The 22816-nt window shown below is 40.0% G+C and carries 21 protein-coding genes; 19 read left to right on the forward strand and 2 right to left on the reverse strand.

Translation table 11 applies throughout. The features are described from left to right. The first annotated feature begins 29 nt into the window (after nt 1-29). The 19 genes from ACESPU_RS18930 to ACESPU_RS19020 all read left to right on the forward strand — a co-directional run bounded on the left by ACESPU_RS18930 (nt 30) and on the right by ACESPU_RS19020 (nt 20820). The gene (locus tag ACESPU_RS18930; RefSeq protein ID WP_005865522.1) at nt 30-827 is read left to right on the forward strand and encodes a WecB/TagA/CpsF family glycosyltransferase; all 798 of its coding nucleotides are present in this window, start codon (nt 30-32) and stop codon (nt 825-827) included. A 23-nt stretch (nt 828-850) separates the two neighbouring features. Continuing rightward, nucleotides 851-1654: a polysaccharide biosynthesis/export family protein gene (locus ACESPU_RS18935; RefSeq protein WP_195284099.1), complete on the forward strand. Its 804-nt coding sequence runs from the start codon at nt 851-853 to the stop codon at nt 1652-1654. A 10-nt stretch (nt 1655-1664) separates the two neighbouring features. Beyond that, nucleotides 1665-4091, forward strand: coding sequence for a tyrosine-protein kinase family protein (locus ACESPU_RS18940; protein ID WP_009018606.1), 2427 nt, complete (start codon nt 1665-1667; stop codon nt 4089-4091). Between the two features lie 155 nt (nt 4092-4246). Further along, on the forward strand, nt 4247-5734 hold the full coding sequence (locus ACESPU_RS18945) for an MATE family efflux transporter (RefSeq protein WP_229036870.1): 1488 nt from the start codon (nt 4247-4249) through the stop codon (nt 5732-5734). After that, nucleotides 5731-6936, forward strand: coding sequence for an EpsG family protein (locus tag ACESPU_RS18950; RefSeq protein WP_048928345.1), 1206 nt, complete (start codon nt 5731-5733; stop codon nt 6934-6936). Before ACESPU_RS18945 ends, ACESPU_RS18950 begins: the two co-directional genes overlap by 4 nt. 15 nt (nt 6937-6951) lie before the next feature. After that, on the forward strand, nt 6952-8016 hold the full coding sequence (locus ACESPU_RS18955) for an acyltransferase (protein ID WP_057326796.1): 1065 nt from the start codon (nt 6952-6954) through the stop codon (nt 8014-8016). Beyond that, a complete protein-coding gene (locus ACESPU_RS18960; protein WP_005865534.1) occupies nt 8013-9008 on the forward strand; it encodes a glycosyltransferase family 2 protein in 996 nt (331 codons plus the stop codon). Before ACESPU_RS18955 ends, ACESPU_RS18960 begins: the two co-directional genes overlap by 4 nt. A 58-nt stretch (nt 9009-9066) precedes the next feature. Then, nucleotides 9067-10005 (forward strand): hypothetical protein, encoded by a 939-nt coding sequence (locus ACESPU_RS18965; protein ID WP_227154285.1) that lies wholly within the window; start codon nt 9067-9069, stop codon nt 10003-10005. Between the two features lie 27 nt (nt 10006-10032). Beyond that, complete coding sequence (locus ACESPU_RS18970) at nt 10033-10794, forward strand: hypothetical protein (RefSeq protein ID WP_227154287.1); 762 nt, start codon at nt 10033-10035, stop codon at nt 10792-10794. Between the two features lie 76 nt (nt 10795-10870). Continuing rightward, on the forward strand, nt 10871-11977 hold the full coding sequence (locus ACESPU_RS18975; protein ID WP_005865540.1) for a glycosyltransferase family 4 protein: 1107 nt from the start codon (nt 10871-10873) through the stop codon (nt 11975-11977). A 1-nt stretch (nt 11978) separates the two neighbouring features. Continuing rightward, complete coding sequence (locus ACESPU_RS18980) at nt 11979-12812, forward strand: glycosyltransferase family 2 protein (protein ID WP_005865542.1); 834 nt, start codon at nt 11979-11981, stop codon at nt 12810-12812. Further along, nucleotides 12800-13660: a hypothetical protein gene (locus ACESPU_RS18985; protein ID WP_227154289.1), complete on the forward strand. Its 861-nt coding sequence runs from the start codon at nt 12800-12802 to the stop codon at nt 13658-13660. Before ACESPU_RS18980 ends, ACESPU_RS18985 begins: the two co-directional genes overlap by 13 nt. Before the next feature lie 9 nt (nt 13661-13669). Then, a complete protein-coding gene (locus ACESPU_RS18990) occupies nt 13670-14983 on the forward strand; it encodes a UDP-glucose/GDP-mannose dehydrogenase family protein (RefSeq protein ID WP_195284096.1) in 1314 nt (437 codons plus the stop codon). Next, nucleotides 14980-16089, forward strand: a complete 1110-nt coding sequence (locus tag ACESPU_RS18995) for a glycosyltransferase (protein ID WP_227154292.1) — start codon at nt 14980-14982, stop codon at nt 16087-16089. Before ACESPU_RS18990 ends, ACESPU_RS18995 begins: the two co-directional genes overlap by 4 nt. After that, entirely contained in the window at nt 16086-16670 is a 585-nt protein-coding gene (locus tag ACESPU_RS19000; protein ID WP_009018610.1) for a DapH/DapD/GlmU-related protein, read from the forward strand. Before ACESPU_RS18995 ends, ACESPU_RS19000 begins: the two co-directional genes overlap by 4 nt. A 95-nt stretch (nt 16671-16765) precedes the next feature. Next, complete coding sequence (gene gmd, locus ACESPU_RS19005) at nt 16766-17857, forward strand: GDP-mannose 4,6-dehydratase (protein ID WP_005865553.1); 1092 nt, start codon at nt 16766-16768, stop codon at nt 17855-17857. Next, the gene (locus ACESPU_RS19010) at nt 17857-18939 is read left to right on the forward strand and encodes a GDP-L-fucose synthase (protein WP_008778095.1); all 1083 of its coding nucleotides are present in this window, start codon (nt 17857-17859) and stop codon (nt 18937-18939) included. Before gmd ends, ACESPU_RS19010 begins: the two co-directional genes overlap by 1 nt. Nucleotides 18940-19027: 88 nt before the next feature. Next, nucleotides 19028-20236, forward strand: coding sequence for an ATP/GTP-binding protein (locus ACESPU_RS19015; RefSeq protein ID WP_005865557.1), 1209 nt, complete (start codon nt 19028-19030; stop codon nt 20234-20236). An 11-nt stretch (nt 20237-20247) separates the two neighbouring features. Beyond that, entirely contained in the window at nt 20248-20820 is a 573-nt protein-coding gene (locus ACESPU_RS19020; RefSeq protein ID WP_122382840.1) for an RloB family protein, read from the forward strand. 83 nt (nt 20821-20903) lie between these two features. Here ACESPU_RS19020 and ACESPU_RS19025 read toward each other — a convergent pair whose 3' ends face one another. Together ACESPU_RS19025 and ACESPU_RS19030 are read right to left on the reverse strand one after the other, a co-directional pair. After that, on the reverse strand, nt 20904-21929 hold the full coding sequence (locus tag ACESPU_RS19025; protein WP_158532758.1) for a glycosyltransferase family 2 protein: 1026 nt from the start codon (nt 21927-21929) through the stop codon (nt 20904-20906). After that, on the reverse strand, nt 21926-22816 hold the full coding sequence (locus tag ACESPU_RS19030; RefSeq protein ID WP_158532759.1) for a lysophospholipid acyltransferase family protein: 891 nt from the start codon (nt 22814-22816) through the stop codon (nt 21926-21928). Before ACESPU_RS19030 ends, ACESPU_RS19025 begins: the two co-directional genes overlap by 4 nt.

Raw genomic sequence — 22816 nt, forward strand, 5'->3', positions numbered from 1 at the left:
TGTACAATAAACCTATTCATTATGTTATTATGAATACATTCTTTAATATCCACTACGAGTTTGACAAACAACGGGTTCATACTTCTATAGCACGGCAGCTGGAAAAATTAGGTTCTGACTATATCTGTGTAGTAGATGGTGTAGTGTTGGGCACAGCGAACAGGAAGTCTGACTATCTGAGAACAGTCAATGGTGGGATGTTCTCCATTTGTGACAGCAGTTACGTCCCGTTGTATATCCATTGGATTTACGGAAAGCGTTATGAGCAATATTGCGGAAGCCAAATCTTTATGGACATCATTCATAGCAGGAAGTACAGGATGATCTTCTTGGGAACATCACGAGCCATATTGAGAGGGTTGCAGAGCAATTTGTCAAAAGAAAACCCGGATGTGGCTGATATGACCTTCTTGGAACTTCCTTATATGTCGGTAGAGGAATTTGATTATGCCAACATAGCCAAAGAAATAGAAACTGACGAGGCTGATATTATTTGGATAGCTTTGGGAGCTCCTAAACAAGAATATTTTATGGATAGATTAAAGCCCCATTTGAAACGAGGGGTCATGATTGCGGTTGGGGCTGTTTTTAAATTCTATAGTGGCGTGGAAGCAAGGCGTGCTCCAAAGTGGATCATCAAATGGCACTTGGAGTTCGTGTACAGAATATTCAGAGAACCCAAGAAGCAATTGAAGCGGTGTGGAATGATTCTATTTACTCTGCCAGAATTGCTACTAAGGGAAATCGAACGAAAACGAAAAACGGGAGTATATAATAACAACTGTTTCTTCAGAGAAAACGATAATGAAACTAACGAAAAGGAATGATAATCCTTAACCCAATTGATTTTATGAAAGTATTTTACCGGAAATTAGACAAGTACCTGCTTGTATTGACATTCTTGTGCTTTTTAGCTTCTTGTTCTTCAAGTAAAAGAATAGCCTATTTTCAAGATTTGAAACCCGGAGAGAGTGAACTTTTCACTTCACTCTCTCCCCACTATATCAAAGTGCTCCCCGGCGATAAGATAACGATTCTGATAAACAGCAGGGAACCTCAGTTGGCTGAATTATTCAATTTGGCAATCACGGCTAAAGCTATTGGCACGACAAGTAATAATTCCGGTATTCTTTCATATACGGTTGATTTGGAGGGGTATATAGAATTTCCGGTATTGGGGGCAATAAATGTAAACGGAAAAACAAGGAAAGAAATCGCCTCATTGATAAAAAAGGAGTTGATTTCCCGCGAATTGTTAAAAGACCCTGTGGTAACAGTCGAGTTCGCCAATCTTTGCATCTCGGTTCTGGGTGAAGTGAAAACGCCGGGGCGCTATAGCATAGACCGGGACAAGGTCACACTGCTTGATGCTATCGGTATGGCCGGAGACTTGACCATCTATGGCAAACGGGACAAAGTATTTGTATTACGAGAGAATGGCGGCACACGGTATTCTTATAGCGTAAATTTATGTTCCGCAGAGGATCTGTTTTCATCCCCAGCTTACTATTTGCAACAGAATGACATTGTTTATGTGGAACCGGGTAATGTCCGTGCCAATCAATCCACGGTCAATGGCAATACGATTCGGAGTACATCTTTCTGGATTTCTGTGACCTCACTTATTGCCTCATTAATATCAATCTTTTTATAATTCGTATTTTATGGAAATTCCTAAAGAAGATAGAATAGACTTTATTAGAATAAAAGATTTTATTTCTCTTTGTATCTTAAATTGGAAATGGTTTGTGGTTTCCATATTGTTGATTACTAGTATGGGAGTAGTATATGTACTAAGATCCCCATCTGTTTTTAGTCGTACCATGACGATACAAATTCAAAGTGACATGCAAGGCAAATCGCTTCCCTCGAATTTCGAATCTTTTGAAGATTTAGGTATCATCCAGCCTAAATCGAATGTCTTGGACGAAATAGTTGCCCTGCAATCTCCTTCCATTATGACCGAAGTTGTGAAGCGGTTGAATCTATACATTCATTATGCCATTCCGGGAAGGTTTCATGGTAAGGAACTATATGGTCCTTTCTTACCCGTCTTGGTATCCATGCCCGATTGGCAGGGTAACGAGTCCGGAGAGTTTACTATGCACCTCCAAGGCAACAAAGTTAAGTTATCAGATTTTATCTGGAAAGGGGATGCGATTTCACTTCCTTCCGACATCAGTGCCACTCTTTCTGATACGATAGCATCTCCATTGGGACGATTGCTCATTGAGCCTACGCCCATATATACGGCCGATAACGAATATGTCCTGCATGTTACGATAGATCCCCTGTTATCTACGATAAGAAATTTCAACAACAAACTTACCGTCACGCAGTACAATGAAAAAAGCTCTATTGTGGAATTGATTTTCAAAGATACCAGCATATCTAGAATAGAAGAAATACTCAACATGTTAGTAGCTGTTTATAACGAGAATTGGATGAAAGACAAAAATCAGATAATGGTGGCCACCTCCATGTTTATCAACGAGCGTATTAATATAATAGAACGTGAGTTGGGAAGCGTGGATGAAAACATATCTTCTTATAAAAGTGAGAACTTGCTTCCGGATGTACAGGCAGCTTCTGACTTATACATATCACAGAACAGTGCTGCTGACGCACAACTCTTATCGTTGAACAACCAATTATATATGACTCGCTATGTTCGGAATTATCTGTTGGACAATGCCAACAAGGAGAAATTGTTACCTGTCAACTCCGGCATTGAGAATATGAGTATCGAAAATCAAATATCGGAATATAATGGGAAATTACTGCAACGTAATGGATTGATGGCCAATAGTAGCACAGTGAATCCGCTGGTTATGGATATGGACGAAGTTCTGGCTGAATTACGTAAAGCCATCATCGCTTCCATAGATAACCAATACCACAAACTTGAGATGCAGATAGGAAGCCTTCAAAAAGACAAAAGTCAGGTTACGGCACATCTTGCGGCAAATCCAAGCCAAGCTAAGTTCCTGCTATCTATTGAACGGCAACAGAAAGTGAAGGAATCTCTCTACCTGTTTTTACTTCAAAAGCGGGAGGAAAACGAACTGGCACAGGCATTCATCACCAACAATACACGTGTCATAACACCTCCTTATGGAAATGATATTCCTGTAGAGCCACAAAAGAGAAAAATTGTTCTGTTCGCATTTGTCCTCTCTTTATTGATACCAGCAACCATTCTTCTCATCAAGAAGAGTTTAGATACGAAAGTACGTGATAAAAAGGATGTGGTGGAACTTTCCTTACCGTTCCTCGGAGAAATTCCGCAGTGGAATTCCAAAAAGAGAAGAAAAAATTACTTTCACGGAAAGAAAACAGATTGGGACTCTCCAGCCATACTTGTTGAGAATGGAAAACGCGACATCATGAATGAGGCTTTCCGTGTATTGCGGACTAATCTGGAATTTATTGTGAATAAGGAACAAAAATCAAGAATAATTATACTGACTTCTTTCGTTCAAGGTTCTGGAAAAACATTTCTTACAATAAATACCGCAATTAGTCTGGCTGTCAAAGGAAGTAAAGTCTTGATTATTGATGGCGATTTGCGTAGGAATGCCATATCCAAGTTTATTCACTTTCACAAAAAAGGGTTGAGTGATTATCTGGCTGGTGAATTCAATGACATCGAGAAACTTTTCATTTCGAAAATAGAACTGGATGCTGACTCAGAATACACTGATGAGAATGGGAAACGGTTTTTGTCCGATAATCTACATGTCCTTCCGGTAGGTACCATTCCGCCGAACCCGACCGAATTACTTCTCAACGCCCGTTTTGGACAACTGCTGGCGGAGGTGCGTACTCGGTACGATTATATTTTCATTGATTGTCCCCCTGTCAACATCATGGCGGATTCTCAGATCATTGGACAATATGCCGACTACACTATTTTTATAGTTCGGGCAGGTTTTCTGGATCGCGCCATGTTGCCGGAACTGGAAAAAATCTATCGTAAAAATACATATAAAAACATGTCGCTTGTTCTTAACGGGACTGACATGGGGGGTGGACACTATGGTTATAAATATGGATATCATTCTTATAATTACTATACAGATGAGAATTGATTATTGCATACCATAGCGCTTTGTAGATGAGGTTCGTTGCAATGACTGGCAATACGATCAGATAAAGGTTTTGAATATATAACAGGAAAGTAATAGATACTATGTCGACAACGGTCGCACGTGTAATTAGGAATACCGGTTATCTGTATGTTAGGATGGGCATCACTATGTTCATCTCTTTGTACACCACCCGTATCATTCTTCAGGCGTTGGGGGCTTCGGATTTTGGCGTATTTAATATCGTTGGGGGCACCATTGCGATGTTGGGATTCCTAAATATATCCATGGCAAGTGCCACACAACGCTTTATGTCCTACACCGAAGGTTCCGGAAACTATGAGAAGAAAACGGTAATATTCAATGTTAGTATCCTGTTACATTTCATTGTGGCAATTGTTGCGGGAATAGCATTGATAATCAATGGATATATTTTTTTTAACGGGATTCTGAACATACCCATGGAAAGAGCTCATGCCGCCCAAATAGTTTATGGGGGATTAGTGGCTAGTACGATGTTTACGGTCATGACTGTTCCATACGATGCGGTACTTAATTCCCGTGAGAATATGCGCTATTATGCTTTTGTAGGTATTCTGGAATCTGTCTTAAAACTGTTTGTGGCATTTGCCTGTGTATATGCATCGCATGACAGGCTGATAGTTTATGGGGTATTGATGGCATGTATTCCGTTTATCACTTTTTCTATCATGCTATTATATTGCCATAAACATTATGCTGAATGTACCTTGTCCATACAACATTATTTCGATCGGGATACGATGAAAGAAATGGCAAGTTTTTTCGGATGGAATCTGTTGAATACAATGATTGTAATCATTAGTATACAGGGACAAAGCGTTCTTTTGAACCACTTTTTTGGAACGCTTCTGAATGCGGCACAGGGTATCACGACTCAACTGAACGGGCAGCTACAAGCTTTATCATCGGGTATGACTAAAGCTTTGAATCCGGTAATTGGAAAGAGTGCAGGTGCCCATGATGGGAATCTGTTTTTGAAATCTGTAATTTATGGATCCAAATTCTCATCTGCACTATTTTCGATAATTGCGATTCCTGTATTTCTGGAGGCACCCTACATCTTAAAAATATGGCTAAAAGAAGTTCCAGAGTGGACTGTGGTGTTTATCCGTTTTCAGTTGTTGAAGACCTTTGTCGACATTTTGTGTGTAACCGTTCCAAGGGCAATAGAAGCCACTGGTCGTATCAGGCGTTTTAAGATATTAAGCAGTTTTACCAATATCATTCAGCTACCTCTTATATATATAGTTTTCCATATGGGTTTTCAACCTTATTTCATGTATATAATCGCATTGCTTTTTGGTGCGATAATGACTTATTCCATAGCTTTGTATTGCGCAAGAACTGATTGTAACATACCGGCTCGCTATTTTATCCTTAAAGCGATACTACCTGTATCCGCATCCGTCCTGCTCACATTGGTCATTGCATATCCGTGTATGATGGCGATTGCTGTAAATTCCATATCTTCCTTGGTCTTCTCGGTGACATTGACCATGTTAATATTTGCAGTCTCATTCTATTGCATCTGCTGCCAAAAGGAAGAAAGGAGAATCTTGTATAGCCTATTTATTTTGATAAAGACAAATAAAAAGGAATCATGAACTATTGGGAGGTATCATTGATGGACTGTCAGATAAAAATAACCGACAATAAAGCAGTTTGGAAAATTCAGGCAGCATTGGCTCTGATTTTTTTGCTTAACCCTTTTTTGGGGGTACTGTCAACATTGTTTTTTGTTTTTGTTTCAAAAGAAAAATCAATGGCATTCTACTTGGTCATTATTCTTACCTTGTTCATGTGGTGTTTGCAGTCTACACGGTCATTCCATTTAGGAGAGCCGAGTGACTGGGCGGGGAACTATTATTATAATTTTCATAATGCGGCAATAACCGACACACTCACTTATCTTTTTTTCACGACAAAGGAATATGTCTGGCAGGCATTTAATCTGATAGGCTATTATCTGTTTGACGGAGATTTCCTTTCTTATGCGAATTTCATTGTTGCTTTGACCTATATGTTCACATTTGCTGCCATTTATAAATTTTGGAACTATATTCAAGCTGACCCCCGTTTCCTTGTTGCTTCTTTGTGCCTATTTGCTTTTGTGACAGAAGTGAATGGCATCTGCAATAATTTGCTGCGCCAGCAGTTCGCCATGTCAATGATGCTGTATGCCATTATTGAAAGATGCACCAACGGACGTATTCTTTATCCTTTGCTGGTTATCTCTTTTTTCACGCATACTATGACAGGTTTTTTTATTCCATTCTTGTTTATTCGTTTAGGAAAGAAAGCTTCTTTTCGCTTTTACATCTACATCGTCTTGGGATTTGGATTACTTTACATCCTGTTTACCAACCTGTCCATATTTTCCTCCAGTAGCTTTTATGCATTCCAGCGGTTAGCTACCGCTTCAAATGCATATGCATTGAAAGATATTATACAGCCTTCGGCGGTATATCCGTTCTTGGCGGTTACGGTTATTCTTTATGTCAAAGCGTTTTTCTTTGATAGCGAACGGCGAAAGTGCGAACTTTATATTAACAACTTGTTCTTGATTTTGATTTCCATGTGCCTGCTCATGACCTCGATGCCGCTCATGCAGACCCGTTATTTCATCATCCGTTTCTTTTTCATGCCGTTAGTGGTTCCCTATTTCTTTACGGCAAAGGGGAGTTTATGTGACTATTATTTGATAACTGTTCCGCTGTGCTTTGCTTTCCGCTTTTTCAGCACACCATCTATTTGGTTGGCTTCTTCTAACGACATCGTGTATAGAAGTATTTTCGATTACCTGTGACAGATAAATAAACTCATGTACTTATATTGCATTTGTTATATTGCATTGGTGATTCTTGCGGGATTAACTGTTTTCAGACATCGGTGGAATGAAACACAGATATTGTTCAGTCCGTTCAATGTAGACCGAACCCTTTCCCTGCGGGGCATATTGGTTTTGTTAATCGTTTTGCATCATTTGTCCGGTGTCACTTCTTTTCCGGGCTTATCGCCGTCTTTTCGTATGCTTGTCAGTCAGTTTACCTTTTTCGGAGGAGGGGCCGTATCCATGTTCTTTTTCATAAGCGGATATGGTTTGATGGCTTCTTTACATAAGAAAGGGAAAATTTACTTGGACTCATTCTATAAAAAAAGGTTTTTGAAACTGTTACCGCCTTTACTCATTGCGACCTGTATTTTTATCTGTATAAGGATGTGTTTTGAACATCTGTCTGCATGGAATATTTGCTACGAAATGACTTTAGGCAACCCTCCTTTGCCCAATTCATGGTATATGTATGCACTTTTCATTTTATACATCTTTTTTCATGCCGTTTTTTCCATATGCGGAGTGCAAGGTAGAAAAGCGTTGAATTGGATGTGGATTGGCTCTTTTGCCTATATCGCTTGCATTTTATTGTTGGGCTGGGGTTATTGGTGGTATACGTCCGTCTTGTCCTTTAATATTGGTATAGAATATGCCTGTATGAGCCAGGGTGTTCAATCGTTTGTGCGGAAAAAACTGATCTCATTTTTTGTTGGATCAATATTGTTTTTGTTGGTTTTTATATTCATTTATCTCAGATTTGTCTCTGATGGAATGAAAATCGCTTCTCTCATCGCATTAAACGTCACATTGCCCATAGTGATGGTATGGGTGATTCAGGTATTAGGAATTGTAAACTTGACTAGTCTTAAATTTTTAGGAGGAATTTCCTATGAATTATATCTTGTACATGGTATTTTTATTTATTTATCGAAAAACTATTATTCTTATGGAGGTACATTGATAATAGTATGTTATACACTATCCATAGTAACGGCATTCATGCTAAATCGCGGATCGAAGTATATTAATAACAAAATTATAAAAGTAATATGATTTCTATTGTCATTCCTTTGTACAACAAAGCGCATACGATTGTGCATACTTTGAATGCGGTTTTCAAACAGGAGTATCAGGATTTTGAAGTCATTATAGTCGATGACGGATCGACTGACAATGGAGTGGGGATAATCCAGCAACATTTTCACGACAACCGGATACGGATATTTCATCAAGAAAATCAAGGCGTAAGTGTCGCTCGGAATAGGGGGGTAGAAGAAGCTCGCTGTGAATATGTAGCCTTGCTTGATGGCGATGACGAATGGCATCCCGATTATCTGAAAATCATGACCAAACATATTCAAAACAACCCCCGATGCGGATTGTTTCTATGTGCATTTATCGCTCAAGGTGCTTCTCGCTCTATTTATTGTATACCAAAAGGATTTGAGAATTATCAAGGAGAAATTAATCTGTTTCATAATGTTTCTCTGTTTGGGCAGACAAGCGGAACTGTCTTAAAGAAAAGCGTATTTAATCGGACGCATAGGTATATTCCACACATGATTTATCACGAAGATTATCTTCTTATACAAGCTGTTGCTTTGATAGCGCCAGTTTTTTATTGTGGTATTCCTTTAAATAAGTATAGGGGGGATGTGCCAGGTCAAACGACTCAAAACCCCAATACGCCTCAAGCTGAAGAATCCAAATTGATGTATTACAATATCGGTATGGAAGATAGCTTGCGGGTAAGTGAAAAAGGGAATGAATCTTTGAATATTTATCTTAGGTATTTTTTGTTTCATGACTTTAAAAGGAGACTTTCTCTTAAAGATAACGAAGCGTTGCTCCGTTTTATACAACGTCTTTCCTTTGATGTCAAAAAGTTGTTTTATCCTTTTGAGCTCAGCTTGATAGCGCATTATCCAAGAGTCGCTATTCTTTACATAAACCTGACGAAAGTTCGCTGGAGGTTAAGAAGGTATCCTACATGGGGTGATAAATGTGATTTGAATAAAATTAATCCACAATATTTAAATTGGTAAACAAATGACGTACATAGAAACAGTGCTATGGAGGAGCTTGCGTAAAATTTATGGCAAGATGACTGGATTTCAGAAATCAGCCGTCATAGTTGAAGAAACCGATCCTCTGAAAGCTTCGGATGCAATCTATACTTTACTTGATTCCAAGAGGCCTTGCATGATTGCACGCTTCGGAGCTACGGAAATGGCTTGCATTCTCAATTACTTAAGCATTCGCCAAGGAAAACCTCTTCTAAAAAAATATCTGAGAGGTGATGTCTCTGATTGGTGGTGGAACAAGAACGTCATGAACCAAATGCAAAATTGGAGTGGATTCTTCCCTCCTGACATTGAGCATCTTTCCCGGTTTTGCGAAATGATGCTTCAAGACGCTTCTTTGCTGGATATATGTGGGTCTTTTGAGACCGTACAGAGAGGATTACATATTCTCCGACCTTATATGTGCAATCCATTATTTATACCCTTATCTTTCTTTGATCCATTCGTAACATCTCGACCTTGGTCAAGAGTATTGAAAGGGAAGAAGGTTGTTGTGATTCATCCGTTTGCCGAACTGATCGAAGCGCAATACGCCCGTCGTTCTGATTTGTTTGACAATAAAGATGTTTTGCCGGACTTTGAGCTAAGGACAGTAAAGGCTGTACAAAGTCTGGGTGGCGACAACCAAGGTTTCAAAGATTGGTTTGACGCACTGGAATGGATGAAGCGGGAAATAGGAAAAGCGGATTTTGATATCTGTCTGATAGGATGCGGAGCTTATGGATTTCCTTTGGCTGCACATGTGAAAAAAATAGGCAAACAAGCCGTTCATTTTGGCGGTGGCTTGCAATTGATGTTTGGTATCAAGGGTATTCGTTGGAAAAATCCACAAATTGCACTTGATGTGGGGCTTCCAGAAGATTGCTATTTGAAATATTTTTCTAATCCTGCATGGGTTAGTCCAGACGCATATCGTACGGTACATAGCGATAAAGTAGAAAACAATTGTTATTGGTGATTTATGTATGCTTTACTTCGATTAATCATGAAGACATACAGAAAATATCATTTTCATGTATGGAAGACATTGGTTGTAAACTTTAAGTTGCTTCCTTTCAAGCAAGCTATTCATTTGCCGATTGTCATTTATGGGAAAACGCAATTAATCATAAGTAATTCTTCGGTAAAGCTTCTCTGTTCTCCTCGTTTTGGAATAGTCAAGTTTGCCAAGAATCATGAATATTTTTATCCAACCCCAGCTCCCTCATTATTGTTTATGATAAATGGTACGATGGTACTAGAAGGTGACGTTCAATTCTCTTCAGGCTGTACTTTGCGCATCAATGATGGAATATTGCAACTGGGAGAAAATGTCTGTTTTTCAGGTGGATGTAAAATCTTATGTAACAATCGGATATTTATTCGAGCGTATAGCCAGTTCGCTTTCGATTGTGTTTGTTGTGATACGAACTTTCATTATATACTTCAGAAAGACGGCTTGGTAAAGGATTGTGTGGGAATTATCGAAGTGGGGAATAGGAACTGGATTGGAAATTCTACTACCCTTATGCGGGGTACTCAACTTCCCGACAATACCATTGTGGCAAGTAGGAGTTTTGTGAATAAGAGTTTTTTAGGTTACCATGATGATGGAATACTTATAGCAGGTAGTCCTGGTAAAGTGGTTCGATTAGGGGATCAGCGTGTTTTTTCCGCACAGAAAGAGATGGAAATCAGAGCTTTCTTCAAAAAAAGTAAGATGACTGAAATGTGGTTAGCTGAATCAGATTTTTTCTTTTATGAATGATGAAATGAAGCTGTAGTATATTTATTGAATAATTGTTGATCCACAAAGTAACTAAAAAGTTGTAATTCTATAAGCGATGAAAATATTGCATGTTTTATACGAATTGAAATTTTCTGGGGCTGAGATCATGTATGTTGATGCAGCCGATGAATTTAGAAGCCTTGGGTGTGAATTGTATGTTATAAATTCGGCAGAAAGGTTGGGTAAATATGCCGACATGTTTAAAGATGCAGGTTACAAAGTATATCATCTACCTTGTCCGAGTGGATTGATTACCAGATGGAGTTATTGCCAACAAATAGTCCGGTTGGTGAAAAAAGAAGGAATAGATGTCATTCATACCCATGCATCGAATATGAAATGGGATATGGCTTTGGTTGCATGTCTGGCGGGAATACGTTCTGTCTACACTTTTCATAGTTGCTTTAAGTCCAGACCTATTTCATACCTTTACCATATATGGTTAAGATGGAGTGCAAAGAATTTGTTGAGTTGTAAATTCCAAACGATATCAGATAGTGTGTACGATAATGAACGTTTATATTATCATAATGACACGATAAAAATCTATAATTGGTTTGGGAATAAACGATTCTTTCCGGCTGATAAGGCAGAGAAGCAAGCTGTTAGAAAAGAACTTGGCATCTCAAAAGATAGTTTTGTTATAATTTCCGTAGGAGGTTGTAGTGTTAATAAACGGCATCATGACATTATCAAAGCACTTCCCGATTTGCTAAAAGAAAAAAATAATCTAATGTATCTTCACCTTGGACAAGGAGATACTACCGAAGAAGAAAAAACTTTGGCAAGAAAACTTGGAGTTGAGAACAAAATTCGTTTTATGGGAAATCAAAAAGAGGTGAGAAAATTCCTTATTGTTTCTGATGTATATCTTATGACTTCACACTATGAAGGCATCTCCTTAACTACTATAGAAGCCTTGGCTTGCAAAATTCCGGCAATATTATATGATGTTCCCGGATTGCGGGATTTCAATAAAGAACAGTTGTGCTCTTTATTGATACCAGAGCAATCGACTGAGATCGTAAAAGCAATCAAAAAGCTAAGGACAAACAGCGGTGAAAAGGAAATGATAATCAAGAACGGATATGAAATGGTTATGAGAAAGTTTTTTCTGCCAACAAACGTAAGGCAAATATTCAAGTTATATCAAGGATCTTAAAATGGAACAGATAGAGGCAAACATAGCCGTATTACTGACAGTTCATGACAGGAAGAATAAAACATTGAGATGTTTGGAAAATCTTTATAAACAAGTATTGCCAAATTATTTGCGCCTCGATATTTATCTAACCGATGACGGTTGTACGGACGGAACACCGGAAGCGATTAAAAGGCAATTCCCGAAAGTTCATATTATCAAAGGTGATGGTAACTTATTTTGGAACAGAGGAATGTATAGGGCATGGGAAGAAGCTGCCAAACAAGATTATAATTTTTATCTATGGTTGAATGATGATAGCTATTTATTTGACGGTGCGTTGTTTACTTTGTTAGATAATTCTGCAAAATGCAATCATCAGGCCGTAATAGTAGCACCAATGAGGTTAAGGGAAAAAGGCGTTACTACGTATAGCGGATATGATGGTTCGCAAAAAATAACTCCTAATGGAAAGTTGCAGGAATGTGAAAAGTTTAATGGAAATTGCGTTTTGATACCACAATGTGTTTTTAAAAAGGTTGGCAATCTTGATTGGACTTATCGTCATGCCATTGGAGATATTGATTATGGATATAGGGTACGGAAAGCCGGCTTTAAGAATTATGTTGCTACTGGATATCTAGGCATTTGCGAGAGCAATCCAAAGTTGCCTGCATGGGCAAGAAAAGAGATCCCGTTCATTAGGCGGATAAAAAATCTTTATTCCCCCTTAGGGTATGCAGAACCGATACCTTTTTTCCTTTTTGAAAAAAGGCACATCGGATTTGTGACAGCCGTCAAGCATTTTATTACAATTCATATAAGAGTTTTATTTCCGCAATTATGGAAACAATAAATAAATCCATGTTTGTTTTTCAAACAGATTCGGATATTGTACGTAATGTGTATGATACCCAACACAACTATCTGATTGAGTATAATGAACAATGTAAGGATAAAACGTATTGTGCTGTCTATTTTTGCAGCAATGATCTATATTATCCAAACGTTGAAGATATTTTCAGGAAAAGGATTGTAGAGAAAAACTTCTTTGAATGGTATAATTTAAGGATAGAAAAAGCGTATAAACATATTTTTGTTCGTGATGTATTCAAGCAGTGGTATTTGTCCGGTATCAACCAAAGCATTGATTCTCCGGAAAGACTAATCGAATTTCTGAAAAATGAAACCGATGGATACCGTACTATCATGTCTGGCAGTTCAGCAGGTGGTTATGCGGCCATTTTGTATGGTTCCATCCTCAAAGTCGAAAGGGTATTTGCTTTCAATCCTCAAGTAGAATTGACATCCCTATTAACAAAGAGTAATGAAAAGACAAATCCGCTAATCTTTAGATTAAAGGATGGTCCTTATAGGAAGTATTTTGATATTGTCCCATTTATTATGCCTATGATGAATATTTATTATTTCTTTTCCAATCAATCCAGATGGGACATCGAGCAGCGGTCATATTTGGGAGACACAAAGGGAATCCATTTACTGCCATTTAGATCAACACATCATGGTATCCCTTTCTTGAAAGTGGCTCTTCCTGTCATATTAAATATGGAAGATATACAATTAAAGAAGTTTGAGAACAAAATTCAGCATCCGCTTATATTCACGATGAGACTTGTGGGATTGAGAAAAACAATCATAGGATTCTTTTCACAGGTATATGCGACATGCAGGAAAAGACGTTAAAAGATAGTTATGAATATAGCAATTGTTGGTACAGGTTATGTCGGATTGGTTTCTGGCACCTGCTTTGCGGAAATGGGTGTTCATGTCACTTGCGTGGACGTGAATCGAGAAAAAATAGAAAACTTACAGAACGGTCGGATTCCTATTTACGAACCCGGATTGGATGAAATGGTGATGCGCAATTTTCGTGAAGGAAGGTTGAGCTTTACGACCCATCTAACGTCTGTCTTGAATGATGTGGACATTGTGTTCTGTGCCGTGGGGACACCTCCCGATGAAGACGGAAGTGCCGATTTACGATATGTATTGGCAGTGGCAAAACAATTTGGTGAGAATATTCAGAAATATACCCTGCTTGTCACCAAATCAACAGTTCCTATAGGGACTGCCCAAAAAGTGAAGGCTGTTATTCAGGCAGAGCTTGATAAACGATGTGTGAATGTTCCCTTTGATGTAGCTTCCAATCCTGAATTTCTAAAAGAAGGAGCAGCCATCAGAGATTTCATGTCGCCAGACAGGGTTGTGGTAGGAGTGGAATCGAAAAGAGCCAAGGAGTTGATGAGTAAACTTTACCGTCCTTTCCTGCTGAACAATTTCCGGGTAATATTTACCGATATACCCAGTGCGGAAATGATAAAATACGCAGCAAACTCTATGCTGGCTACCCGTATCAGCTTCATGAACGATATTGCCAATTTATGCGAATTGGTGGGAGCTGATGTGAATATGGTGCGAAAGGGAATAGGTTCGGACAGCCGTATCGGAAGCAAGTTCCTTTACCCGGGTTGCGGTTATGGCGGTTCGTGTTTCCCGAAGGATGTTAAAGCTTTGATAAAGACCGCAGAGAAGCATGGATATGAAATGAAGGTGCTAAATGCGGTGGAGTCTGTGAATGAAAAGCAAAAGAGTGTACTTTTCAATAAATTGTTCAAGCATTATAAAGGGGCTTTGCAAGGGAAAAAGATTGCTGTTTGGGGACTTGCCTTCAAACCGGAAACAGACGATATGCGTGAGGCGACTTCATTGGTCACTATTGATCGGTTGCTGAGGGAAGGATGCAAAGTACGGGTGTATGATCCTGTGGCAATGGAGGAATGCCGTCGTCGTATGGGCGGGGGTGTGGAATATGCCGCAGACATGTATGATACTGTCTTGGAAGTGGATGCTTTATTGATACAGACTGAGTGGAAACAGTTCCGGCTACCCAATTGGAGCCTATTACTGAAATTGATGAACAATCCGGTCATCATTGATGGGCGGAACATTTATGACGCAGAAGAACTTCAACATTTGGGCTTTGATTATTACTGTATAGGAAGATGAATAAGTTGAAAGCATTAGTCTTTTACCAGTACCTATCTCCATGGAGGATTGATGTGTTTAATGAGATGGGTAAATATTATGACATGACCATCGCATTTACGGATGCTGACAGTGAGGGATTCACCTATAACAGGAAAGAATTGCTGGAAAAACTGGAGAATATTAAGGTCCTTTTCTTGACTAAAGGATTCAGGATTGGAAATAGGCCTGTACGTCTGGGAATTTTCAATTTAATCAAAAAAATAGATCCCGATGTCATTTTCTCCCATGAGTATTCCTATACAAGTATTTTGGTAGCCTTGTATAAGCAAATGGGGCTATTTCACTACAACTATTATCTGACAACATCTGACAACTTGAAAATGGCCGAAATATCTTCCGGATTGAAGGCTAAATCCAGGAGCTATGTATTGACCCACAGCAATGGGATTATAGTCTATGGTGATGCTGTGAAGCAATGGTATCAAAGAAGATTCCCCCGATTGCGGATAGAGGTATGTCCTAATATACAGAATCCTCAAACATTGTTGGCTTATCGCTCACAGTTTCAACCTATCCTTCAAAAATACATTCAACAATATGGTTTGGCAGGGACTTCTGTTATTCTTTACACAGGTAGGTTAGTAAAAGCAAAAGGGTTGGATTTGCTGTTAAATGCGTTTGCAAAAGCACAAATCGTAAATTATAGATTGGTCATTGTAGGTGAGGGGGAACTATCAGAAAGCTTGCAACAACAAGCAAAGCGACTTGGGCTGAAAGACAAAGTGGTTTTTGCCGGATTTCATACCGATGTCGGTTTGTATGCATGGTATGAAATAGCCAATTTTTTTATTCTGCCGAGTAGGTATGAACCCTTTGGCGCTGTTATTAATGAGTCTTTGGTTTACGGATGTCCCGTGGTGGCAAGCAAGTATATCGGTGCCACGGATTTTGTGACCAAAGGCAATGGAATGTTATTTGATCCCATGAATGAAACAGAATTCATTTACATAATAAGGCAAGCCTGTCGGAAATATTCCAATAAGCCTTTATCTAGGGCAAACTTGATGCCATGCTCTTTTGACAATTATATATCTGCTTTTTATAATATTAATCGAAACAAGTGAAAATAGATTATCATAACATGCCGAAAGGGGCAGGTATGACAACGTTTGCCATACGCTACATAATGAACATTGTTCGAACATGGTATTTATTTCATTTGAAATATCCATGGGTGAAATACAATGGTTTCGTGAGAGTTATGGCTCACACTACTTTTGCCAGAGGCATGAAAATAAGTATTGGTCATAACGTCCAGTTTGGAGAATATTGCAATATCGCTTCTGATGTCGTATTTAAAAATAATATCTTGATAGCCGGACGTGTTTGTTTTGTCGGAAGAAATGATCATCAGTTTGATACTGTGGGTGAACTTATCTGGAATAGTTCAAGAGGGTACAATGGCATAACGATTGTTGAAGATGATGTATGGATAGGGCATAGTGCTACAATCGTGGGCGGTATCACTATCGGCAAAGGGGTGGTAATAGCGGCTGGAGCTGTAGTGACACAAGACATTCCGGACTGTGAAATTTGGGGAGGTGTCCCTGCAAAGAAAATAAAGGATCGGTTCTCGACAATTAGTGAGAAAGAACATCATCTACGATATATTAAAAGGATACAAGACAATAAAAGAAAGAATTAATATTACAATGATAATAAGCGGACTGCTTCACATAAACTTTCAGTATAATGGACTATCAAGATCTATGAATATGAAAAGATAAACATGAAAATAAAATGAGAAAAGTAGCATTAATTACTGGTATTACCGGCCAAGACGGTTCCTTCTTGGCCGAATTCCTTTTGGAGAAAGGATATGATGTACATGGCACCATTCGCCGCTCATCTGTTGATTTCAGGGAACGGATCGCGCATTTGGAAGGCCATCCCGCTTTCCATCTTCACTATGCGGATCTAGGGGATTCCACGAGTCTCTCGCAGGTGGTGAAGAGGGTAAAGCCTACGGAGATTTATAACCTCGCTGCGCAGAGCCATGTGCAAGTCTCTTTTGATTCACCGGAGTTCACGGCTGATGTGGATGCTACCGGGGTATTACGTATTCTAGAGGCGGTAAGGCAAAATGATCTTACGGGTACTTGTCGTATTTACCAAGCCTCTACTTCCGAATTATATGGGAAGGTGGAGGAGGTTCCTCAGAATGAGAAAACGCCTTTTCATCCGTATAGCCCCTATGCGGTGGCGAAGCTGTATGGTTATTGGATCGTAAAGGAGTATCGGGAGGCTTATCATATGTTTTGCTGCTCGGGTATCTTGTTTAACCATGAATCGGAACGACGGGGCGAGACTTTCGTGACTCGTAAGATCACGTTGGCTGCCGCACGTATCGCACAAGGGAAACAGGACAGGCTTTTATTGGGTAATTTATCGTCGCTTCGTGATTGGGGGTATGCCAAGGATTATGTGGAATGTATGTGGCTGATCCTTCAAAATGAGAAACCGGAGGACTTCGTGATCGCTACGGGTGAGCAACATTCCGTACGGGAGTTTTGCGAATTGGCTTTCCGTTATGTGGGCTTTGAATTGTACTGGCAAGGTGAGGAAGAAAATGAGAAGGGAATCGACCGCAAGACGGGAAAGGTGCTGGTGGAGGTATCTCCCGATTTCTATCGTCCCACCGATGTGGTTAATCTTTGGGGAGATCCATCGAAAGCGAGACGTGAGCTGGGGTGGAATCCGCGAAAGACTTCTTTTGAGCAACTGGTGAAGATAATGGTGGACGCGGATATGGCGAAGGTGGCCGTGGAACGTGCCTCTGCGCATGTTCGTACTAATTTGGCTGAGTATCTAGAGAAGGGCATCGTGAAATGATGGAGAAGAACGCTAAGATATATGTAGCCGGCCATAGAGGATTGGTCGGCTCTGCCATTTGGGAGAATCTGGAAAGAAAGGGATATGAGAATCTGGTAGGACGTACGCATAAAGAGCTGGACTTATTGGATGGCATCGCTGTCAAGCGCTTTTTTGATGAGGAACAGCCGGAGTACGTGATTCTCGCAGCCGCTCATGTAGGGGGGATTATGGCGAATAGTAAGTATAGGGCTGATTTTATCTACCGGAACTTACAGATTCAGCAGAACGTGATTGGTGAGAGCTTTCGCCATGGGGTCAAGAAATTGTTATTTTTAGGTAGCACTTGTATTTATCCACGTGATGCGGAGCAGCCGATGCGAGAGGACGCTTTGCTGACTTCTCCGCTGGAGTACACGAATGAGCCGTATGCGATCGCCAAGATCGCAGGGTTGAAAATGTGCGAGAGTTTTAATCTGCAATATGGTACGAATTATATCGCTGTGATGCCGACTAATTTATATGGCCCGAATGATAATTTTGATTTGGAACGTAGCCATGTATTGCCAGCTATGATACGGAAGATCCATTTGGGCAAGTGTTTGAATGAGGGAGATTGGCAAGGTGTTTGCCGGGATTTAGATGCCCGTCCAGTGGAGGGTATTGATGGACATTGCTCCCAAGAGGAAATTCTTTTGGTTTTGGCTCGTTATGGGATCTCTTCGGATAAGGTGGAGCTATGGGGAACTGGTAAGCCGCTTCGAGAGTTCTTATGGAGTGAGGAAATGGCAGATGCGAGCGTATATATCATGGAACATGTGGATTTTAAGGATACTTATTCGCAAGGAGATACTGATATCCGTAATTGCCATATTAATATAGGTACCGGGAAGGAGATTTCGATCGCTACTTTGGCAGATTTGATCGTGAGAACAACCGGTTATCGAGGTAAGGTAGAGTTCAATCCCACAAAACCGGATGGAACTATGCGTAAATTGACCGATGTGACCAAACTGCATGAGTTGGGATGGCATCACCGGGTGGATATAGAGGATGGCGTGAGAAAAATGTATTATTGGTATCTAAGCGCTGTTATAAGATAAATGATTGCTTATGGATACGCATGTTGTTATTGCCTGAATACCTTGTATTCGGTTTTTATATGTATCTTTGTGAGAAAACAATAGATATATGATAGCTGAAATTAAATTCAAGAATATGTTCTCATTCAGAGATGAGACAGTTCTTAGCTTTGAGGCAGATAAGAGTAAGGATTTGGAGTCATATCATGTTGTTGAGCTGGCTCCGGATGTAAAATTACTTAAGTTAGCTGTCATTTATGGAGCCAATGCCTCAGGAAAAAGTAATATTATTAAGGTTTGCGATTTTATAAGGTCCTTTATAACTTGCACTCCACTTAATAAAGCGGAGCTAATTAAGATTGTTCCGTTCTTGCTAAATAGAACAAGTAAAGAACAAGCATCAGAGTTTTCTGTTTCATTTTATGCCATGAATGGAGACAAGGCTATCAGATATGTCTATTCCGTATTGTTGGAGACTACGCACATTGTCCGGGAAACCTTGATTTATTATCTCAGTCAACAACCGGCCACTGTTTTTGAACGTAGCATGGAAAACAATGTCTCTTCCATCAAATTTGGTCAAAAAGTTAAAATCAGTACGGCTGCAAAAGAGGAAATAACCTTAAAGTGTTTACCTAATATGTCTGTCTTTGCAGCTTACATGCAGGTAAATACCAATATTGCAGAAATGGAAACAGCCCTTCAGTATTTGACTAAACAAATGATGCCTGCGATAGTACCTACATCATCACTTAGCCGCTATGCAGAAGAGGCAATTAAAAAAGAAACTGCCAAAGAATATATCCTAAGGTATTTGCAGGAAGCAGACTTCAATATTTCGAATATTTCTTCAAAAGAGCAGGAGACTAAAAAGGGAGTAGTAAATTATACCATGTATCAGCACAAGGTCTCTTCCGGGTTGGGGGGGAATGATTACTATGAGTTCCCGGAGTTGTATGAATCAGATGGTACCATACGAACATTCGGCTTGGCATCCCAGATACAAAATAGTATTGGAAGCAATGCATTCCTTGCTGTAGATGAAATAGAATCATCTCTTCATCCTAAGTTGATCGAATATATGATTGAACGTTTCTTGAAGGAGTCAAAGCAAGCTCAGTTACTGCTTACTACTCATTATGACGGTCTGTTGGGGGAAGAGGATCTGCTTAGAAAAGATAATATCTGGTTCGCCGAGAAGAACACAGATGGAGCCAGTGTACTATATCCTCTAACTGATTTCAAAGGCTTGAATAGAATAAGCTCTCTACAAAAGGCGTATAAGTTTGGTAAATTTGGGGCAGTTCCTAATCTATAAATACCGGCCTTATGAGAAACGTTAGAAAGAATATTGCCACTAGACAAGTCATTCATATTGTGGGTGAAGGACTGACTGAATTGTTTTATTTCAGTCATCTTAAAAAGTTTCTAGGCTACAGATACTCTATATCTCCACGTCTGTTTGAGAATAATAGTATCGAGAAGATTGATAAAAAGATAAAGGAGCTTCTAAATGAAGATGTATTTGTAATCTGTGTTTTTGATGCCGATGTTAGCAGACGATCAGATGCTGAAAATAGGAAGATGGCAGCTCTGAAAAAGAAATATGAGAAGAATGGTAATGTTATTCTGTGCGACAGTTTGCAATCAATCGAATATTGGTTCCTTTTGCATTTTGAGGATACTTGCCGTCATTTCCTAGATTCAGCAGCTACAGAAAGGGCTTTGAAGCGCTATCTTCCAACATACGGCAAAACACGTAAATATCTGGAAAAAGATAGCTGGGTAAGGGATATGATTGCAGATGCAAAAATGATTAAAGCTTGTGAACTTGCTGAGAAGTATCAAGGTCGAGATTCATATAGTGAGATTTATAAAGCTATTAAAAAAGTAAAAGAATAGTAATCCATAATCTATTCTCTATCTTATCTCCAAGCTCTCCGGTCTTCTTTTTCTCCTTAGGGGTAGTAAGAAGGCCGGTTTCTTTATCGTCTATCCTTTATCGCATTGAATGTCCTCTTCCCTTTTAGATAAAATGCCAGAATTAAACTGTCCCGCATAAGTTCCGGGATGGTGCTCAGTGTTCTTTTCTCCAGATTCTCTTTACGCTTAGGCGTATATTCCGGTTTGAGTTGGTGATAGGCTTTTCTTGCCTCATAAACAGCTTTGGCGTTCGCGAAATGTCCTTCCAGCAGGAACTTCGCGGCGGCGATATAGTCCAGCCAAAAGCGGACACACATCACATGCTTTAGATCTTCTTCCCGGGAATTCTTGTAAAGCATCAATAAGCTGTTTCGGAAATTCAAGAAAGTCTTGCGGGGACTTTCTGCGTTCAAGGTGGCTCCACCGACATGGTAAACGATGGATTGTGGGACGCATACCAACCGATATCCCCGGGAACGTAAACGCCAACACATATCGACTTCTTCTTGATGTGCGAAAAATCCGGCATCCAATCCCCCGACTTCCTTATACGTAGCCGTACGAACGAATAAGCAGGCTCCTGTCGCCCATAAGATATCGGCGGGAGTGTCGTATTGCCCCTCGTCCTTTTCCACGATATGCAAGATTCTCCCCCGACAAAATGGATAGCCGTATTTATCAATGTATCCTCCGGCCGCACCTGCATACTCGAAGTATTCTTTATTTCGTTGAGCCCGTATTTTGGGTTGGACACAAGCGATTGACGGATCAGAGTCGAGAGTGGCAATCGGGGCATCTAACCAATTGGGAGTAACTTCTACGTCGCTGTTTAATAAAACGCAATATTCATGGTCGAGCCTTTTGAGCGCTTGATTATATCCTTCGGCAAAACCATAATTCTGGTTGAAGGAGATAATGCCGACGGTCGGGAATTTTGCTTTCAACATCTCGATCGAGTCATCGGTAGAACCGTTATCTGCTACGATAACCTCCGCCCATTCCGGAGAGTTGGATACGACGGAAGGAAGGAATTCCTCCATTAGCTTTCTTCCGTTCCAGTTTAAGATGACAATCGCTACTTTTTTCATCCTTGTTGCTCGTGTTTATGTTTCCAACGTTTATGGGTCCACAGCCAGTAAGCCGGGTCACGCAAGATCATTTTCTCTAAAAGTCGTGCGTATCGCTCGGTGATGTAATTCTCCGGAGTCTCTTTTGGATTCTCCGTAATCAGCTTCATGTCTACGGTGTAATATCCTCTTTTTACCTTTTGGGTATCGAGGAAGATCACAGGCAGGTTCAGTTTCCGTGCGATACGCTCCGGACCGGTTAATATGGCCGTATCTTGATGAAGGAACTCGGTCCAATAATGCAGGTTCGCCTTGCTGGGTGTCTGGTCCGCCAAGAAGATGACGACTGAGCGGGTCTTGTCTTGTTTTAACTTGATGATATCCCGTATCGTATCGTTTTTCTTGATGCCGAAAGAACCGAACTGTGTCCTGAGATCGGCGAATAGCTTATCAAAGGCCTTGTTGTTTAACGGACGGTATATCTGATAGATGCGTGAGTCCTCAAAGCGAGTGGTCGAGCCGGAAAACCATTCCCAGTTGCCATAATGCCCCATCGTGAGGATGAAGCAAGTATGGCCTTTCGCCATAAGTTGGTCAACCAATTCCGGGTTCCTCAGATAAGCACGCTGTTGTATCTCATCCAGAGAGATATGGGCTAGTTTAATCGTTTCTACGATATAATCGGCGAAATGATGATAGAACCGACGTTCTAATTGGCGTAATTCTGCCTTGGATTTATCCGGGAAAGAGGCGGTTATATTACGGCGCACTACTTTTACCCGGTATCCGGCTATCTTATAGATAAGGACATATAGGATGTCTGATAACACGTATAAAGCTCGCATGGGAAGTAAGGCGTGTACTTTTACCCAGCTATAAAGAAAGGCATATTGTATTTTATCCCACAT

Origin of the sequence: Parabacteroides sp. 20_3 (genome assembly GCF_964238835.1) — a bacterium.
GTDB lineage: Bacteria > Bacteroidota > Bacteroidia > Bacteroidales > Tannerellaceae > Parabacteroides > Parabacteroides distasonis.

Coding starts and splice junctions, on each gene's coding strand:
- ACESPU_RS18990 (WP_195284096.1), top strand. CDS start 13,670: ATGAATATAGCAATTGTTGGTACAGGTTATGTCGGATTGGTTTCTGGC.
- gmd (WP_005865553.1), top strand. CDS start 16,766: ATGAGAAAAGTAGCATTAATTACTGGTATTACCGGCCAAGACGGTTCC.
- ACESPU_RS19010 (WP_008778095.1), top strand. CDS start 17,857: ATGGAGAAGAACGCTAAGATATATGTAGCCGGCCATAGAGGATTGGTC.
- ACESPU_RS18965 (WP_227154285.1), top strand. CDS start 9,067: ATGACTGGATTTCAGAAATCAGCCGTCATAGTTGAAGAAACCGATCCT.
- ACESPU_RS18940 (WP_009018606.1), top strand. CDS start 1,665: ATGGAAATTCCTAAAGAAGATAGAATAGACTTTATTAGAATAAAAGAT.
- ACESPU_RS18935 (WP_195284099.1), top strand. CDS start 851: ATGAAAGTATTTTACCGGAAATTAGACAAGTACCTGCTTGTATTGACA.
- ACESPU_RS18975 (WP_005865540.1), top strand. CDS start 10,871: ATGAAAATATTGCATGTTTTATACGAATTGAAATTTTCTGGGGCTGAG.
- ACESPU_RS19030 (WP_158532759.1), bottom strand. CDS start 22,816: ATGTGGGATAAAATACAATATGCCTTTCTTTATAGCTGGGTAAAAGTA.
- ACESPU_RS18955 (WP_057326796.1), top strand. CDS start 6,952: ATGTACTTATATTGCATTTGTTATATTGCATTGGTGATTCTTGCGGGA.
- ACESPU_RS18980 (WP_005865542.1), top strand. CDS start 11,979: ATGGAACAGATAGAGGCAAACATAGCCGTATTACTGACAGTTCATGAC.
- ACESPU_RS18930 (WP_005865522.1), top strand. CDS start 30: ATGAATACATTCTTTAATATCCACTACGAGTTTGACAAACAACGGGTT.
- ACESPU_RS19025 (WP_158532758.1), bottom strand. CDS start 21,929: ATGAAAAAAGTAGCGATTGTCATCTTAAACTGGAACGGAAGAAAGCTA.
- ACESPU_RS18970 (WP_227154287.1), top strand. CDS start 10,033: ATGAAGACATACAGAAAATATCATTTTCATGTATGGAAGACATTGGTT.
- ACESPU_RS18995 (WP_227154292.1), top strand. CDS start 14,980: ATGAATAAGTTGAAAGCATTAGTCTTTTACCAGTACCTATCTCCATGG.
- ACESPU_RS19015 (WP_005865557.1), top strand. CDS start 19,028: ATGATAGCTGAAATTAAATTCAAGAATATGTTCTCATTCAGAGATGAG.
- ACESPU_RS19020 (WP_122382840.1), top strand. CDS start 20,248: ATGAGAAACGTTAGAAAGAATATTGCCACTAGACAAGTCATTCATATT.
- ACESPU_RS18985 (WP_227154289.1), top strand. CDS start 12,800: ATGGAAACAATAAATAAATCCATGTTTGTTTTTCAAACAGATTCGGAT.
- ACESPU_RS18960 (WP_005865534.1), top strand. CDS start 8,013: ATGATTTCTATTGTCATTCCTTTGTACAACAAAGCGCATACGATTGTG.
- ACESPU_RS18950 (WP_048928345.1), top strand. CDS start 5,731: ATGAACTATTGGGAGGTATCATTGATGGACTGTCAGATAAAAATAACC.
- ACESPU_RS18945 (WP_229036870.1), top strand. CDS start 4,247: ATGGGCATCACTATGTTCATCTCTTTGTACACCACCCGTATCATTCTT.